Raw genomic sequence first — 15,461 nt, 5'->3', positions numbered from 1 at the left:
TAGATGACAAACGATCGTTTTACGGTCCGATTTCGCCGTCATAAAAAGAAAATTATTTTGACATTGCACGGTCATGATTAAAGATAACCATCTGAGTTATAAGCGTATTATTTGGCGTAAAATCCACTCTCCCGGCCTGTCATAAAACTGTCATAATTCGTACATTTTACTGTCACCTCTTTGACCTATTTTGCTCACCATAGCCTCGAAACAATGATTTACGAATCCCAGCAGGAGACATTATGAACGTTATGCGTACCACCGTCGCAACAGTTGTCGCCGCGACCTTATCGATGAGCGCTTTCTCTGCCTTCGCAGCAGCAAGCCTGACTGGCGCAGGCGCAACTTTCCCTGCGCCGGTGTATGCCAAATGGGCTGATACCTATCAGAAAGAAACCGGCAATAAAGTGAACTACCAGGGTATTGGTTCCTCTGGTGGCGTTAAGCAGATTATTGCCAACACCGTTGATTTCGGTGCTTCTGATGCTCCGCTGGCTGATGACAAACTGACTCAGGAAGGTCTGTTCCAGTTCCCCACCGTGATTGGCGGCGTGGTACTGGCGGTTAACCTGCCTGGCGTGAAATCTGGCGAGCTGGTGCTGGATGGCAAAACCCTCGGTGATATCTACCTGGGTAAAATTAAAAAATGGGATGACGAAGCGATCGCTAAGCTCAACCCGGGCCTGAAGCTGCCGTCGCAGAACATCGCCGTGGTCCGCCGCGCCGATGGTTCTGGTACCTCCTTCGTTTTCACCAGCTACCTGTCCAAAGTGAATGAAGAGTGGAAATCGAAAATCGGCGCCGGCTCTACCGTAAACTGGCCAACCGGTCTGGGCGGTAAAGGCAACGATGGTATCGCCGCCTTTGTTCAGCGTCTGCCGGGCTCGATTGGTTACGTCGAATACGCTTACGCTAAGCAAAACAACCTGGCCTACACCAAACTGGTCTCTGCCGACGGCAAGCCGGTTAGCCCGACTGAAGACAACTTCGCTAACGCCGCAAAAGGCGTTGACTGGAGCAAGTCTTTCGCTCAGGACCTGACCAACCAGAAAGGCGAGAATGCATGGCCGATCACCTCAACCACCTTCATCCTGGTGCATAAGGCGACGAACAAGCCGGAACAGACCGCTGAAGTGCTGAAGTTCTTCGACTGGGCGTATAAAAACGGCGGGAAAGAAGCGAATGCGCTGGATTACGCGACGCTGCCGGAAAGCGTGGTAGAGCAGGTTCGCGCGGCATGGAAAACCAACGTCAAAGACAGCAGCGGTAAAGCGCTGTACTAACAGTAGATTTTTGACGAAGATGGCGGGGGCGTTCAGGCGCTGCCCGCCCTACGGTTCAGACTGTAGGCCCGGCAGCCAACGCCACCGGGCATTTATTCGAACAAGTTTTAATACGTAAAGAGTAATCTATGGCTGCAACCAAGCCTGCATTTACCCCTCCGGGGAAAAAGGGTGACATGATTTTCAGTGCGCTGGTAAAACTGGCTGCGCTGATTGTGCTATTGATGCTGGGCGGCATCATCGTTTCCCTGATCATCTCTTCCTGGCCGAGCATTCAAAAGTTTGGCTTTGCCTTTTTGTGGACCAAAGAGTGGGATGCGCCTAACGAGATCTTCGGCGCGCTGGTCCCGATTTACGGAACCCTGGTCACCTCTTTTATCGCGCTGCTGATCGCCGTTCCGGTGAGCTTCGGCATCGCGCTGTTTCTGACAGAATTGTCCCCCGCCTGGCTCAAGCGTCCGCTGGGCATTGCGATTGAGCTGCTGGCGGCAATCCCGAGCATCGTGTACGGCATGTGGGGCCTGTTTATTTTCGCCCCGCTGTTTGCGACTTACTTCCAGGAGCCGGTCGGCAACGTTCTGTCGACCATCCCGTTCGTCGGCGCGCTGTTTGCCGGCCCGGCGTTTGGTATCGGTATTCTCGCCGCTGGCGTCATTCTGGCCATCATGATCATCCCTTACATCGCCGCGGTCATGCGCGATGTTTTCGAACAGACCCCGGTGATGATGAAAGAGTCGGCCTATGGCATCGGCTGCACCACCTGGGAGGTGATCTGGCGCATTGTCTTACCGTTCACCAAGAATGGGGTGATCGGCGGGGTGATGCTCGGTCTGGGCCGCGCGCTGGGTGAAACCATGGCGGTCACCTTTATCATCGGCAACACCTACCAGCTCGACAGCATCTCGTTGTATATGCCGGGGAACAGTATTACCTCCGCGCTGGCTAATGAGTTCGCCGAAGCGGAAACCGGCCTGCACGTGGCGGCGCTGATGGAGCTGGGCCTGATCCTGTTCGTTATCACCTTTATCGTTCTGGCCGCGTCGAAGTTTATGATTATGCGCCTCGCGAAGAATGAGGGGGCACGCTAATGGCGACCATTGAATTGCAAACTACCGCCGAACTGGCGGAGTCCCGTCGCAAGATGCAGGCCAAACGCCGCATGAAGAACCGTATCGCTCTGGCGCTGTCGATGGCGACCATGGCGTTTGGTTTGTTCTGGCTTATCTGGATCCTGATGGCGACGATAACCCGCGGTTTCGACGGCATGAGTCTGGCGCTGTTCACCGAAATGACGCCGCCGCCGAATACGGCGGGCGGTGGACTGGCTAACGCCCTCGCCGGCAGCGGCCTGCTGATCCTGTGGGCAACCGTATTTGGTACGCCGCTGGGTATCCTCGCCGGAATTTATCTGGCGGAGTATGGCCGCAAGTCGGTGCTGGCGGAAATCATCCGCTTTATCAACGACATTCTGCTTTCCGCGCCGTCTATCGTGGTGGGTCTGTTCGTCTACACCATCGTGGTGGCGCAGATGCAACACTTCTCGGGCTGGGCGGGCGTTATCGCGCTGGCGCTGCTGCAGGTGCCTATCGTTATTCGTACCACCGAAAACATGCTGAAGCTGGTGCCGGATAGCCTGCGTGAAGCGGCCTATGCGCTGGGGACGCCGAAGTGGAAGATGATCTCGGCGATCACCCTGAAAGCCTCCGTCTCAGGGATTATGACCGGGATCCTGCTGGCTATCGCCCGTATCGCCGGGGAAACGGCGCCGCTGCTGTTCACCGCGCTGTCCAACCAGTTCTGGAGCACCGACATGATGCAGCCGATTGCCAACCTGCCGGTGACCATTTTCAAATTTGCCATGAGTCCGTTTGCGGAGTGGCAGCAACTGGCATGGGCCGGGGTGTTGATTATCACCCTGTGCGTCTTGCTGCTGAACATCCTGGCGCGCGTTATCTTCGCCAAGAAGAAACACGGTTAATTTTTTGCGGCGCAGCAACTGCTGCGCTGAATGAGGAAGAGATTGAGATGAGTATGGTGAATACAGCTCCGGGTAAGATTTCAGTTCGTAACCTGAACTTCTACTACGGCAAATTCCATGCCCTGAAGAACATCAACCTGGATATCACCAAAAACCAGGTGACGGCGTTTATCGGTCCGTCAGGCTGTGGTAAATCCACCCTGCTGCGCACGTTCAACAAGATGTTTGAACTGTATCCGGAGCAGCGCGCGGAAGGTGAGATCCTGCTGGATGGCGACAACATTCTGACTAACACCCAGGATATCGCCCTGCTGCGCGCTAAGGTTGGCATGGTGTTCCAGAAACCAACGCCGTTCCCGATGTCCATATACGACAATATCGCCTTCGGCGTGCGCCTGTTTGAAAAGCTGTCCCGTGCCGATATGGACGAGCGCGTGCAGTGGGCGCTGACCAAAGCCGCATTATGGAACGAAACCAAAGATAAACTGCACCAGAGCGGGTATTCTCTCTCCGGTGGTCAGCAGCAGCGTCTGTGCATTGCCCGCGGTATCGCGATCCGCCCGGAAGTGCTGCTGCTTGATGAGCCGTGCTCCGCGCTGGACCCGATCTCCACCGGGCGTATCGAAGAGCTGATCACCGAGCTGAAACAGGACTACACCGTCGTTATCGTGACTCACAACATGCAGCAGGCTGCGCGTTGCTCCGACCATACGGCATTTATGTATCTTGGCGAGCTGATTGAGTTCAGCAACACGGATGACCTGTTCACTAAGCCCGCGAAGAAACAAACTGAAGATTATATTACTGGCCGCTACGGTTGATTTGCCCTTGTGCTTTCAGGCTCTCACCAGTTGGGCAATCAGGAGACACCATGGACAACCTAAATCTTAACAAACATATTTCCGGCCAGTTCAACGCTGAACTGGAGTATATCCGCACCCAGGTGATGACCATGGGTGGGCTGGTGGAACAGCAGCTCTCTGATGCCATCACCGCCATGCATAACCAGGACAGCGATCTGGCGAAACGCGTCATCGACGGCGACAAGCAGGTCAACATGATGGAAGTGGCTATCGATGAAGCGTGCGTGCGCATCATCGCCAAGCGCCAGCCGACCGCCAGCGACCTGCGCCTGGTGATGGCGATCATCAAGACTATCGCTGAGCTGGAACGCATTGGCGACGTGGCGGATAAAATCTGCCGCACCGCGCTGGAGAAGTTTTCCCAGCAGCACCAGCCGCTGCTGGTGAGCCTCGAATCGCTGGGCCGCCACACGGTGCAGATGCTGCATGACGTACTGGATGCGTTTGCGCGTATGGATCTCGACGAAGCGGTACGTATCTATCGCGAAGATAAGAAAGTCGACCAGGAGTATGAAGGCATCGTGCGTCAGCTGATGACCTACATGATGGAAGACTCGCGCACTATCCCCAGCGTCCTGACCGCGCTGTTCTGCGCGCGCTCCATCGAGCGTATCGGCGACCGCTGCCAGAATATCTGCGAATATATTTTCTACTTCGTCAAAGGTCAGGATTTCCGTCACGTTGGCGGCGATGAGCTGGATAAACTGCTTGCTGGCAAAGATCCGAAAGAGTAATAATCATTCTGTCTAATTCTGGTAAATGGATTTATCAGAATTAGATATGTTTTACCCCGCGGCTGCGAGATTGCTGAGATTATCGTCACAATTAACAATCTGCCCGTTTGAGTTATTCATTTTATCGCGTAACAATCAGCTGCCACTCACTGAGTTTTAACGCTCAGGATGGTTTAAACGGATTGTGACTGCGACAGCAGGCAAAACCTGATATTGCTCCTGGGGGCGATATCAGGTTTTTTGTTTTATGCGGGCCAATAATGGCTGAATGAGGGTTGCTACCGCGATGCGCGGGCAAAACCTGAAGAGGATTATCTGCCAAGGCAGATGGTCTTCTTCAGGTTTTTTTGTTTTTGTCTAACCGCAAAAATAACAGCCGTCGCGACGTCAAACGGTATGGATACGGCTATTAGCACCGGCACGGAATAGGGTTGTTGTCGTGTTTTATTTACGCCAATGATTATATAAGGGAATATTATGATGAGAAAAAACAGGATCGCTTCGGCGATAGTCTTGCTGGCGCCACTTTGTTATTCAACTAATCTGCTAGCGAGCCAGTTGACGGTGGAACAACGGCTTGAGCTGCTGGAAAAANCGCTCAAAGACACGCAAAAAGAGCTCAAAAAATACCAGGACCAGGAAAGAAAAAGAGACCAGATTTGGGCCTCATGGTCTCCACCTGCGGAAGGTCAGAAGCGCAAGACCGGGGGGGCGACCGCCGGGCCGAAAACGGCGGTTAAACCGGATGCGGTGCTGGTTAAAAATCAACAACCTGTCACCGATGGCGCGCCAGCCTACAGCGCGATGACGCTGAAAGACTTTAGCAAGTTCGTGAAAGATGAAATTGGCTTTAGCTATAACGGCTACTTCCGTTCCGGCTGGGGGACCGCCTCGCACGGCTCGCCAAAATCATGGGCGATCGGTTCGCTTGGCCGCCTGGGTAATGAATATTCCGGCTGGTTCGATCTGCAGCTGAAGCAGCGGGTGTTTCAGGAAGGCGATAAACGCGTCGACGCCATCGTGATGCTCGACGGGAACGTCGGCCAGCAGTATTCCACTGGCTGGTTTGGTGACAATGCCGGCGGCGAAAACTACATTCAATTCTCGGATATGTATGTTAACACCAAAGGGTTCCTGCCGTTTGCGCCGGAAGCCGATTTCTGGGTTGGCAAACACGGGGCGCCAAAAATTGAAATCCAGATGCTGGACTGGAAAACGCAGAGAACCGATGCGGCGGCCGGCGTAGGGCTGGAAAACTGGCAGGTGGGCGCCGGGAAATTCGATATCGCGTTGATTCGCGAAGATGTCGATGATTATGACCGTTCTTTAAGCAATAAGCAGCAAATTAACACCAACACCCTGGACGTTCGCTACAAAGAGATTCCGCTGTGGGATAAAGCCAGCCTGATGGTTAGCGGACGCTATGTCGCCGCCAACCAAAGTTCCTCTGAGAAATATAAAGAGGGCAATGAAGGTTATTATCCGTGGAAAGATACCTGGATGGCTGGTACCTCGTTAACGCAGAAATTTGCTAACGGCGGCTTTAACGAATTCTCTTTCTTACTGGCCAATAACTCTATTGCCAGCAGCTTCTCACGCTATGCCGGATCCAGCCCCTATACCACCTTTAATGGCCGCTATTATGGCGATCATACCAATGGCACCGCCGTGCGCTTAACCTCGCAGGGGGAAACCTATTTACGCGATGACGTTATTATGGCGAATGCCATCGTCTACTCTTTTGGTAACGACGTCTATAGCTACGAAACCGGAGCCCACTCCGATTTTGAATCTATCCGTACGGTTCTGCGACCGGCTTATATCTGGGATAAATATAACCAGACCGGCGTCGAGCTGGGGTACTTCAAACAGCAAAACAAAGATGTTACCGGCAAGAAATATAACGAGTCCGGCTACAAGACCACGCTGTTCCATACCTTCAAAGTCAATACCAGTATGCTGACCTCGCGCCCGGAAATTCGTTTCTATGCCACCTATATTAAAGCGAAGGATATTGACCTGGATAAGGCCGCGAATAATACCACCAGCATTTTTGAAGACGGGAAGAACGATCAGTTTGCCGTGGGGGCGCAGGCGGAAATCTGGTGGTAAGACGATAACTGAACGGACACAACGAAAGAGGAACAACGATGAAACGACATGCAATTTATTTCGCCCTGGCGCTGGCGGGCGCGGCGTTTACCCTCCAGGCGGCGCCATTACCCGCGATGTCGGACCCAAGCCTGCCGGTGAGCCACTTTATCACCCAGGTTAACGCGGACAAGAGTATCACTTACCGCTTGTTTGCCCCTGATGCCCGGCGGGTCTCGATAGTGACTGGCGCCACGCCGGACTCCTTTGTCTCGCACGACATGACCAAGGCAGCGGACGGAGTCTGGACATGGAAAAGCGAGCCGATGAAGCCCAATCTCTATGAATACTATTTCGATGTGGATGGCTTCCGCTCGGTAGATACCGGCAGCCGCTATCAGAAGCCGCAGCGCCAGGTGAACACCAGTTTGATTCTGGTGCCGGGCAGTATTCTTGACGATCGGGAGGTTGCGCATGGCGATCTGCGCACCCTCACCTATCACTCGAAGGCTCTGAACGCCGAACGTCGTCTCTATGTCTGGACGCCGCCGGGCTATAGCGGAACCGGCGATCCGCTGCCGGTGCTCTATTTCTATCATGGCTTTGGCGACAGCGGCCTGTCGGCCATCGATCAGGGGCGGATCCCGCAAATCATGGATAACCTGCTGGCGGAGGGCAAGATTAAGCCGATGCTAGTGGTGGTCCCGGATACCGAAACCGATATCCCGGAAGCGGTCGCGGAAAACTTCCCGCCGCAGGAGCGGCGCAAAACCTTCTATCCACTTAATGCGCAGGCGGCGGATAAAGAGCTCATGCAGGATATTATTCCGCTGATCGATGCCCGATTTAACGTGCGTAAAGATGCCGACGGTCGGGCGCTGGCGGGCCTCTCGCAGGGCGGTTATCAGGCGCTGGTTTCCGGAATGAATCATCTGGAGAGCTTTGGCTGGCTCGCCACCTTTAGCGGCGTTACGACTACCACGGTGCCGAATGCCGGCGTGGAAGCGCAGCTGAAGCAGCCTGACGCGATCAATAAGCAGCTGCGTAACTTTACCGTGGTCGTCGGGGAAAAAGATTCTGTGACCGGTAAAGACATTGCTGGTCTGAAAAGCGAGCTGGAAAAACAGCAGATTAAATTTGATTACCACCAGTATCCCGGCCTGAACCATGAAATGGACGTCTGGCGCCCGGCCTACGCCGAGTTTGTGCAAAAACTGTTTAAATAACCTTTAGGGGGCCTTCAGCCCCCGTTTTGTGCTTGTGAAGGACGACAAGATGAAAATGATTGTGACCGAAGATTATGAAGAGATGAGCCTGGTCGCCAGCCATCATGTTCTGGGCTATATCACGGCGCCGCGGCGGGTGAATCTGGCGGTGACGGCGGGGAGCACGCCAAAGCGGATGTATGAGCATTTGACCGCCGCCGTGAAAGGCAAAGCATTCTATGATCGGGTGCACTATTACAACTTCGATGAGATCCCTTTTCGCGGCCAGTCGCGAGAAGGCGTCACGATATCTAATTTGCGCCAGCTGTTTTTTACCCCGGCGCAGATCAAAGAAGAGAACATTCACAAGCTGACGCTGGACAACGCCGCTCAGCACGATCGCCAGCTGGAAGAGGCTGGCGGTCTGGATCTGATGGTGCTGGGGCTGGGGGCCGACGGCCATTTTTGCGGCAACCTGCCGAATACCACCCGCTTTCATGATCAGACGGTCGAAGTGCCGATTCATGGGGAAATGATTGCTCTTATCGCTAACAGCGAGATGGGCGGGGATATCTCGGCAGTACCAGACAGCTATGTCACCATGGGGCCGAGAAGCGTGATGGCGGCGAAAAATTTATTGCTAATTGTCAGCGGTGCGGCAAAAGCGCACGCGTTAAAGCAAGTGGTGGAAGGTCCGGTCAGCGTGCAGGTGCCGGCTTCAGTGCTCAAATTGCACCCTTCACTGGTGATTATTGCCGATAAAGCGGCGGCGGCGGAGTTGCAGCAATAAAAAGCCGCTAGTTCTATTCCCCGCTTACGCAGACGCATAGCGGGGGTTCATCGATGCCAGCGTGCCGCTCACCAGGCCCTTAACGCGTGATATCCCAGCCGCGCGCCTGCCACAATGCCGGCAGCTCTGCCAGATCGGTAAAGGTCGTCACTTTGGGATGATCGATCGGCTGGTTGTGCGGATCGGCGCAGAAATAAAACACTTCCATGCCGGCGGCAATCCCCGACTGAGCGCCGGCGCTGGAGTCATCCACCAGAATACAGTTTTCGGCTTTTACCTGCATGGCCTCTGCCGCATGAAACATCAGCGCCGGGTCGGGCTTCCAGCGCTGAATATCGTAGCCGCTGTACAAGCGGTCAGTGAAATGGCGCAGCAGGCCGGTGCGTCCGAGCGAGTGCTGCATCTTACTGACCGGGCCATTGGAAACCACGCACATCGGGACGCTTACCGCATCCAGCAGCGCCTGGGCTCCGGGAATCACCTCCAGCTCGCTATCGAACAGGCGAGCGACCTCCGCCCGGTAAATCGACTCCAGGGTGGCCTTTTGCAGATTAACGCCATACTCAGCGTTGATGGTGTCGATAATTTCGTACAGCTTCACACCTTTGAAGCGCTTAAAAATCTCGGCGAGGTCCAGCGTAATGCCGAATTCCTGAAACATGTGAACGTAGGCGCGGGAGCAAATCACCTCGCTGTCGACCAGCGTGCCGTCACAGTCAAAAAATACTGCTTCTGGTTGAGTCATAGCCTTTCCATATTAACAAGTTTAACGTTTTCGTAATGCTCAATGCCGCGACGCAATCGTTGCCGTATAAGCAAAATAAATGAAAAAAATTACCATACAACCGCGCCTGGTGCCGTAATTTGGTATAGGATAGCCTCGAATTTTCCCTCCTTACGTTCGGAAACCGATAATGAGTCAACAACAAACCAGCCAGTCTTCTGGCCAGGGTCTGCTGGAGCGCGTATTTAAGCTGCGCGAGCACGGCACCACGGTGCGCACCGAAGCCATCGCCGGTTTCACCACGTTCCTGACGATGGTGTATATCGTTTTTGTTAACCCACAAATTCTTGGCGTAGCGGGCATGGATACCAGCGCCGTGTTTGTGACCACCTGTCTGATTGCCGCTTTCGGCAGTATCCTGATGGGTCTGTTCGCGAACCTGCCGGTCGCCCTGGCGCCGGCGATGGGCCTGAACGCCTTTTTCGCCTTTGTGGTGGTGCAGGCGATGGGGCTGCCGTGGCAGGTGGGCATGGGCGCCATCTTCTGGGGCGCCGTGGGCCTGCTGCTGCTGACCATCTTCCGCGTACGTTACTGGATGATCGCCAATATTCCGCTTAGCCTGCGTGTAGGTATCACCAGCGGTATCGGCCTGTTTATCGGCATGATGGGCCTGAAAAACGCCGGGGTGATTGTCGCCAATCCGGAAACGCTGGTCAGCATTGGTCATTTGACTTCCCACAGCGTACTGCTGGGCGTGCTGGGCTTCTTTATCATCGCGATTCTGGCGTCGCGCAACATTCACGCCGCGGTACTGGTCTCTATCGTTGTGACCACCCTGCTGGGCTGGATGCTGGGCGACGTGCATTACACCGGGATCGTCTCGGCGCCGCCGAGCGTGGCTTCGGTGATTGGTCAGGTCGATCTGGCGGGCTCCCTGAACCTGGGCCTGGCCGGCGTGATCTTCTCCTTTATGCTGGTCAACCTGTTTGACTCCTCCGGGACGCTGATTGGCGTGACGGATAAAGCGGGTCTCGCGGATGCCAACGGTAAATTCCCGCGCATGAAGCAAGCGCTGTTTGTCGATAGCGTCTCGTCGGTGGCGGGCTCCTTCATCGGTACCTCGTCGGTGACGGCCTATATCGAATCTTCTTCCGGCGTTTCCGTGGGCGGGCGTACCGGCCTGACCGCCGTTGTCGTTGGTATCCTGTTCCTGCTGGTTATTTTCCTCTCTCCGCTGGCGGGGATGGTTCCTGGCTATGCCGCCGCGGGCGCGCTGATATACGTTGGCGTGCTGATGACCTCCAGCCTCGCGCGCGTGAAGTGGAGCGACCTGACCGAGGCGGTGCCTGCGTTCATCACCGCAGTGATGATGCCGTTTAGCTTCTCGATCACCGAAGGTATCGCCCTGGGCTTTATCTCTTACTGCGTGATGAAGATCGGTACCGGCCGGCTGCGCGAGCTCAGCCCGTGTGTGATTATCGTTTCGCTGCTGTTCGTGCTGAAAATTGTCTTTATCGATGCACATTAATCCGCACGCATGATGAAAAAGCCCGGCATCGCTGCCGGGCTTTTTTTATGCTTTAACCCGCCGAATATAGTCGCCGAAAGCGGTCAGTTGGCCGCGCAGATGGTCGAGGGTGCTTTGATCGACCACTTCACCCGCCTGCGGATCCACTTTGTTCTGGATGACGCCGCCCATAAATTCCGGTTTATTCATTACCATCGCATCAAGGAAGACCAGAATCTGCCGCAGATGATACTGGCAGCGCGCACCGCCGATGGCGCCCATTGAGCTGGTCTGAATCAGTACCGGTTTGCCGGACAGCGGCTGCTCGGGCAGGCGTGACAGCCAGTCGATGGCGTTTTTCAGGCCGCCAGGCACGGAATAGTTATATTCTGGAGTGACTATCACTACCCCATCCGCCTCGCGGATCTGTTGCGCAATCTCCTGCACGCGCTGCGGAAAACCTTCTTCCTCCTGCATATCAGCATCGTACAGCGGGATATCACCGATCGACGGCAGCGCGGAGATATCCATGCCCGCTGGCGCGATGCCGGGCAGGGTGCGCGCGACCATTCCATTAAACGACCCTTTACGCAGGCTGCCGAGTAACGTAACCACTTTCAAGGTATCTGACATGATTGCTCCTTTGGATCATGATGCCGGCAAGACCGGTCAATTGAGGGATAAGGTTTTTTCCATGGGTAAGCTGGTAAAGCGCATCAGGCGGGCTGACGGTTCGCGTGCGCGCTGCTGCGCATCTGCCAGGCTGCGCCAGTCACCTCCCTTAGCATCATATTCCCAGACCTTCAGCGAGCCGATGTTCGGGGTAGCGGCAATGGACCATACCAGCAGCGATTCGGCGTCACATACCGCTTCGATTGGCTGACTGCCGGCGGTGCGCAGGCGGCCAGAGCCGGGCAGCAGCTGCAGCTGCGTTGATGCTTCGCCGGTCAGCTTTAGCACGCTGCGGCGCAGCGCTACCAGCTGGCTGCGCGCTTCGTCCGGGTCATGCTGTATGTTAATCCACAGATTCTCATTATTGCTGAAATTGTGCCGGTCGGCGTCGTGGCTGCGGACAGTGCGCTGCAGTTCCATGTCGAGGCCACAATCCCCCTCGGTGGTGAGGGCAACACCAACGATATTGCCAGTATAAGCGATCGAAAAGCGGGGCAGTTGGCGATCGCTAAAAACCGGTCGGCCATTCGCTTCGTTGATGATTTCAGGCAGCTCGCTGATGCCGTAAAGCATAAACAGCAGCTCGGCAAGCAGCGAGCGCGACGCGCAAAAGCGAGCCTGGCGATATGTCGGGAGAAGACGTGCGGATTGATGACAGGCCGCTGACAAACGTGTCGATAGCGGCTCCCCGGTACTGAGTATCCCTCTTGCAAAATGCGTTGCCATACGTCGCTCCGTGAGTAATGGTCTGGATAAAACTGCGGGCGCTATTATCGCCTGGTATTAACAGGTTTTAATGCCGAAATCCCCCATTGAAAAGGGAATTTGTTTGAATTTTACAAATTCTTGCGCAAATAAGGTGCTATGGGCACGAAACAAGGCTTAAAGCGTACCGGAATAGAGCGCTTTCAGCGTATCTCTAAGCCAGACAAGCTTCGGGTTGTAGCTGTTGCGCTTATGCCATAGCAGGGTGAAGGGAACGCGCAGCTTTTCCAGATGCTGCGCCTCCAGGGGGAGCGGCCGGGAGACGAGCGGCAGCTGGTGCTGCTGATTATAGTGCTGACAGTAGCGCGGCGCGGTGGCCAGCATGGTGTGCTGCGGCTGAGCGGCCATAAAAAGTGATTGCTCAAACCCCGGCACGGTCAGCGCCACGTTACGCTTATACCCCAGCTCCTGCAGCACGTCGTCCAGGGCCCAGGTATCGCGTTGTTCCCAGCAGATAGTGATATGCGGATAGCGTAAGAATGCCGCCAGATCCCACTCTTCCCTGAGCGCCGGATGATCGGCGCGCAGCCAGACCTGCGGCAGGTCGGTGAACAGCACATCAAAATCGATATACCACGGCAGCAGGCTCAGCAGCTCACGCGACTGCGGATGGCTTTCGCGTCCGCAGAAGCCGATATCCACCTCACCGCGGATGATGGCGTCCAGGGAGTCGTAGTCCCAGTTGCGCAAACGAATCAATGCCTGCGGATAGCGCTGATAGATGCGCTGAGAGAGGGTGTTAAACAGGATCATCAGCAGCGGCGCTTCCGCCGCCAGTTCGAATTTGAGGCCGCTGGGCATGGTATGGTGCGGTTTATCGAGGATTTGGTTGCCCATCTGCATCCAGTCCGCCAGATCCTGCTCCATGCTGCTGACCAGCGGCGTGGGCGCCAGGCCCAGCGGAGTTTTCACAAACAGCGGATCGTCAAACCAGGCGCGCAGTTTGGCCAGCGACTTGCTCACCGCTGACGGCGAAACGTTCATCCGCTTCGCCGTACGGGTAACGCTGAGCTCCTGGGTCAGGAGCTGCAGGCAGAGGAGTAAATTAAGATCAAGACTCGACAGCGGCTTCTTCATCGTATTGCGCAACCCGCGGCGGGGTAACGACCAGTAACAAAACAAGGCTCACTATGCTACAGGCAATGAGTATCCCGATCAGCATATTCATTGCGCTGAGTCCGATGATGGCGGCGAGCCAAATCCACAGCGATGAACCGCACACCTGCGCGATGCCGAGGACCGAGCTGGCGACGCCCGCGCGCAGCGTGAACGGCCCCAGCGCCTGGCTCATCGCGACGCCGAACCCAACGGAGAAGCCGGCGCAAATCATGCCCAGCCCAATCAGGGTGACGGCCTGGCGAGTGGCGAGGCTCAGCGTCACGCCTGCCGCCAGAAACAGCACCTGTGAGGTCAGCATTAAGGTGCGGGGGTTAAACAGCGACAGGGCGAACGGCGTTGAGAAGGAGACCGCCATGCTGATCATCGCCATCAGAGCCATCGCCATTGAGTAAGTTCCCCGGTCGAACCCCATCTCTTCCATCATTAGTACCGGCGAGACGTTAACGTAGGTCAGGATCACCGTCACGCTGAGGGTGGTAATGAGTAAGCGGCTGAGGAAAAAGCGGTTCAACAGCGATTCGCCAGCGTCATGCTGCGGTGACGCTGCCTGCGGAGGCGCCGTCGGCCGCGTTTCACGCAGGATAAAGACCGACAGCACAGCGACCATGACGCCCATGCCGGTCATCGTGTAGAACAGGCTCTGCCACGGATATTTCAGCATAATCAGGTGGCCAAGCACCGGCGCCAGGACGGGGATAATGCAGGTGATGCCGTTGAGCAACGACAGCACCTTGGCGCGGCGACGGTCGTCCAGCGTATCGCGCAGGATAGCGAAAGCCACCACGTAGCAGCTGCCGGCGCCGATCCCCTGGATAAAGCGTCCGATGAGGAAGTGGCTGCTGGTATGCGCCTGGGCGCAGATCAGGGAGGCGATAACAAAGATCGCTGCACCTACAATAGCGACAGGCTTACGCCCCGAGCGGTCGGCGATGCGGCCAGCAAACAGCATCGCAGAGGCCATACCGGCCAGATAGACCGAGAAGGCGATATGTAATTGCGCCTCGCTGGCCCCCAGGTCCTGAGCAATACGCGGCAGGCCGACCAGATACATATCGATGCCGGAGGGGTAGAGCAGAACCAGGGCAAAGCTGCAGAGAAGAAAGCGTGTCATGGGATCCTCGCGATGTGAATGGCGTTCAGCATAGTGAGGAACGCGCCGTAAGACGAGTTGCCATTTGGACAACGCTCTTTTCCTGGCAGGAAATGCGAGCTAACGACTGCGGGTTCGCCAGACGCGGGCCATCCCCTCGCTCTCCGGGCGAACGCTTTCGAAGCCGAACTTCGCGTACAGTTCCGGCACATCCGCCACCAGCGTAACGTAGGCGCCATCAAAGGCGTTAGCGTCCAGCCAGGCGACCAGCTTCTCCATCACCAGCCGGCCAAGGCCTTTTCCCTGGTGAGCCGGATCGACGGCGACGTCGACAATATCGAAATTAATCGCGCCGTCGCCGACGATGCGTCCCATCGCGATCGGCGTCTCCTGCCAGAGGATATGTACGCCATAACAGCTATGCGGCAGTCCGGCTCTGGCGCCTTCCAGGGGGCGCGGCGACATGCCGGCGGCTACCCGCAGGTGGCAAAACGCTTCGGCGGAGGGCACCTTCTCGATCACGGTATATTCAACGGTCATGTTTTAGTCTCGCGGCAGAGGGGGAGATAAAAGTAGAGAACGTTGCGTNGCAAAGGGCAAGAAAAAACCCGTATTAACGCGGCGTTAATACGGGTTAGTG

Annotated in this window: 15 protein-coding genes; 9 read left to right on the top strand and 6 right to left on the bottom strand. The window is 55.8% G+C overall.

What is annotated here, in order from left to right; translation table 11 throughout:
• Positions 1 to 242 precede the first annotated feature (242 nt).
• The 8 genes from pstS to VZP09_RS20700 all read left to right on the top strand — a co-directional run bounded on the left by pstS (position 243) and on the right by VZP09_RS20700 (position 8,944).
• Positions 243 to 1,283 (top strand): phosphate ABC transporter substrate-binding protein PstS, encoded by a 1,041-nt coding sequence (pstS, locus tag VZP09_RS20735; RefSeq protein ID WP_004150308.1) that lies wholly within the window; start codon positions 243 to 245, stop codon positions 1,281 to 1,283.
• Positions 1,284 to 1,411: 128 nt separating this feature from the next.
• Positions 1,412 to 2,371, top strand: a complete 960-nt coding sequence (pstC, locus tag VZP09_RS20730) for a phosphate ABC transporter permease PstC (RefSeq protein ID WP_004145004.1) — start codon at positions 1,412 to 1,414, stop codon at positions 2,369 to 2,371.
• On the top strand, positions 2,371 to 3,261 hold the full coding sequence (gene pstA / locus VZP09_RS20725) for a phosphate ABC transporter permease PstA (protein ID WP_004151547.1): 891 nt from the start codon (positions 2,371 to 2,373) through the stop codon (positions 3,259 to 3,261). Before pstC ends, pstA begins: the two co-directional genes overlap by 1 nt.
• A gap of 47 nt (positions 3,262 to 3,308) precedes the next feature.
• The gene (pstB, locus tag VZP09_RS20720; RefSeq protein WP_004145006.1) at positions 3,309 to 4,082 is read left to right on the top strand and encodes a phosphate ABC transporter ATP-binding protein PstB; all 774 of its coding nucleotides are present in this window, start codon (positions 3,309 to 3,311) and stop codon (positions 4,080 to 4,082) included.
• A gap of 50 nt (positions 4,083 to 4,132) precedes the next feature.
• Positions 4,133 to 4,858: a phosphate signaling complex protein PhoU gene (phoU, locus tag VZP09_RS20715; RefSeq protein ID WP_004145007.1), complete on the top strand. Its 726-nt coding sequence runs from the start codon at positions 4,133 to 4,135 to the stop codon at positions 4,856 to 4,858.
• A 477-nt stretch (positions 4,859 to 5,335) separates the two neighbouring features.
• Positions 5,336 to 6,970 (top strand): carbohydrate porin, encoded by a 1,635-nt coding sequence (locus VZP09_RS20710; RefSeq protein ID WP_328795386.1) that lies wholly within the window; start codon positions 5,336 to 5,338, stop codon positions 6,968 to 6,970.
• Positions 6,971 to 7,008: 38 nt separating this feature from the next.
• Positions 7,009 to 8,175, top strand: a complete 1,167-nt coding sequence (locus VZP09_RS20705) for an alpha/beta hydrolase-fold protein (protein ID WP_020805039.1) — start codon at positions 7,009 to 7,011, stop codon at positions 8,173 to 8,175.
• A gap of 49 nt (positions 8,176 to 8,224) precedes the next feature.
• Positions 8,225 to 8,944: a glucosamine-6-phosphate deaminase gene (locus VZP09_RS20700; protein ID WP_004901614.1), complete on the top strand. Its 720-nt coding sequence runs from the start codon at positions 8,225 to 8,227 to the stop codon at positions 8,942 to 8,944.
• Positions 8,945 to 9,023: 79 nt separating this feature from the next.
• Here the strand turns inward: VZP09_RS20700 and yieH are convergent, their stop codons facing one another.
• Positions 9,024 to 9,689, bottom strand: coding sequence for a 6-phosphogluconate phosphatase (gene yieH / locus VZP09_RS20695; RefSeq protein WP_032415837.1), 666 nt, complete (start codon positions 9,687 to 9,689; stop codon positions 9,024 to 9,026).
• Between the two features lie 169 nt (positions 9,690 to 9,858).
• Between yieH and VZP09_RS20690 the strand changes: the two genes are divergently transcribed.
• Complete coding sequence (locus tag VZP09_RS20690) at positions 9,859 to 11,196, top strand: NCS2 family permease (protein WP_004145100.1); 1,338 nt, start codon at positions 9,859 to 9,861, stop codon at positions 11,194 to 11,196.
• A 45-nt stretch (positions 11,197 to 11,241) separates the two neighbouring features.
• On the opposite strand, the gene VZP09_RS20685 is transcribed toward VZP09_RS20690, so the two are convergent.
• From VZP09_RS20685 to VZP09_RS20665, 5 genes are all read right to left on the bottom strand, one after another.
• Entirely contained in the window at positions 11,242 to 11,808 is a 567-nt protein-coding gene (locus VZP09_RS20685; RefSeq protein WP_004151543.1) for an NADPH-dependent FMN reductase, read from the bottom strand.
• A gap of 36 nt (positions 11,809 to 11,844) precedes the next feature.
• Positions 11,845 to 12,420 (bottom strand): 4'-phosphopantetheinyl transferase family protein, encoded by a 576-nt coding sequence (locus VZP09_RS20680; RefSeq protein ID WP_004145098.1) that lies wholly within the window; start codon positions 12,418 to 12,420, stop codon positions 11,845 to 11,847.
• 309 nt (positions 12,421 to 12,729) lie between these two features.
• Positions 12,730 to 13,689 (bottom strand): HTH-type transcriptional regulator YidZ, encoded by a 960-nt coding sequence (gene yidZ, locus VZP09_RS20675; RefSeq protein WP_004211197.1) that lies wholly within the window; start codon positions 13,687 to 13,689, stop codon positions 12,730 to 12,732.
• Positions 13,664 to 14,842, bottom strand: coding sequence for an MFS transporter (locus VZP09_RS20670; RefSeq protein WP_004181598.1), 1,179 nt, complete (start codon positions 14,840 to 14,842; stop codon positions 13,664 to 13,666). Before VZP09_RS20670 ends, yidZ begins: the two co-directional genes overlap by 26 nt.
• A gap of 99 nt (positions 14,843 to 14,941) precedes the next feature.
• Complete coding sequence (locus VZP09_RS20665; RefSeq protein ID WP_004151539.1) at positions 14,942 to 15,361, bottom strand: GNAT family N-acetyltransferase; 420 nt, start codon at positions 15,359 to 15,361, stop codon at positions 14,942 to 14,944.
• Positions 15,362 to 15,461 lie beyond the last annotated feature (100 nt).

Source organism: Klebsiella sp. EMBS2024 (assembly GCF_036233805.1).
GTDB classification, from domain to species: domain Bacteria; phylum Pseudomonadota; class Gammaproteobacteria; order Enterobacterales; family Enterobacteriaceae; genus Klebsiella; species Klebsiella pneumoniae.
The sequence above is the reverse complement of the archived record's forward strand: the minus strand, read 5'-3'. Positions and strand labels throughout refer to the sequence as shown.

Coding starts and splice junctions, on each gene's coding strand:
- pstS (WP_004150308.1), top strand. CDS start 243: ATGAACGTTATGCGTACCACCGTCGCAACAGTTGTCGCCGCGACCTTA.
- pstC (WP_004145004.1), top strand. CDS start 1,412: ATGGCTGCAACCAAGCCTGCATTTACCCCTCCGGGGAAAAAGGGTGAC.
- pstA (WP_004151547.1), top strand. CDS start 2,371: ATGGCGACCATTGAATTGCAAACTACCGCCGAACTGGCGGAGTCCCGT.
- pstB (WP_004145006.1), top strand. CDS start 3,309: ATGAGTATGGTGAATACAGCTCCGGGTAAGATTTCAGTTCGTAACCTG.
- phoU (WP_004145007.1), top strand. CDS start 4,133: ATGGACAACCTAAATCTTAACAAACATATTTCCGGCCAGTTCAACGCT.
- VZP09_RS20705 (WP_020805039.1), top strand. CDS start 7,009: ATGAAACGACATGCAATTTATTTCGCCCTGGCGCTGGCGGGCGCGGCG.
- VZP09_RS20700 (WP_004901614.1), top strand. CDS start 8,225: ATGAAAATGATTGTGACCGAAGATTATGAAGAGATGAGCCTGGTCGCC.
- yieH (WP_032415837.1), bottom strand. CDS start 9,689: ATGACTCAACCAGAAGCAGTATTTTTTGACTGTGACGGCACGCTGGTC.
- VZP09_RS20690 (WP_004145100.1), top strand. CDS start 9,859: ATGAGTCAACAACAAACCAGCCAGTCTTCTGGCCAGGGTCTGCTGGAG.
- VZP09_RS20685 (WP_004151543.1), bottom strand. CDS start 11,808: ATGTCAGATACCTTGAAAGTGGTTACGTTACTCGGCAGCCTGCGTAAA.
- VZP09_RS20680 (WP_004145098.1), bottom strand. CDS start 12,420: ATGCTTTACGGCATCAGCGAGCTGCCTGAAATCATCAACGAAGCGAAT.
- yidZ (WP_004211197.1), bottom strand. CDS start 13,689: ATGAAGAAGCCGCTGTCGAGTCTTGATCTTAATTTACTCCTCTGCCTG.
- VZP09_RS20670 (WP_004181598.1), bottom strand. CDS start 14,842: ATGACACGCTTTCTTCTCTGCAGCTTTGCCCTGGTTCTGCTCTACCCC.
- VZP09_RS20665 (WP_004151539.1), bottom strand. CDS start 15,361: ATGACCGTTGAATATACCGTGATCGAGAAGGTGCCCTCCGCCGAAGCG.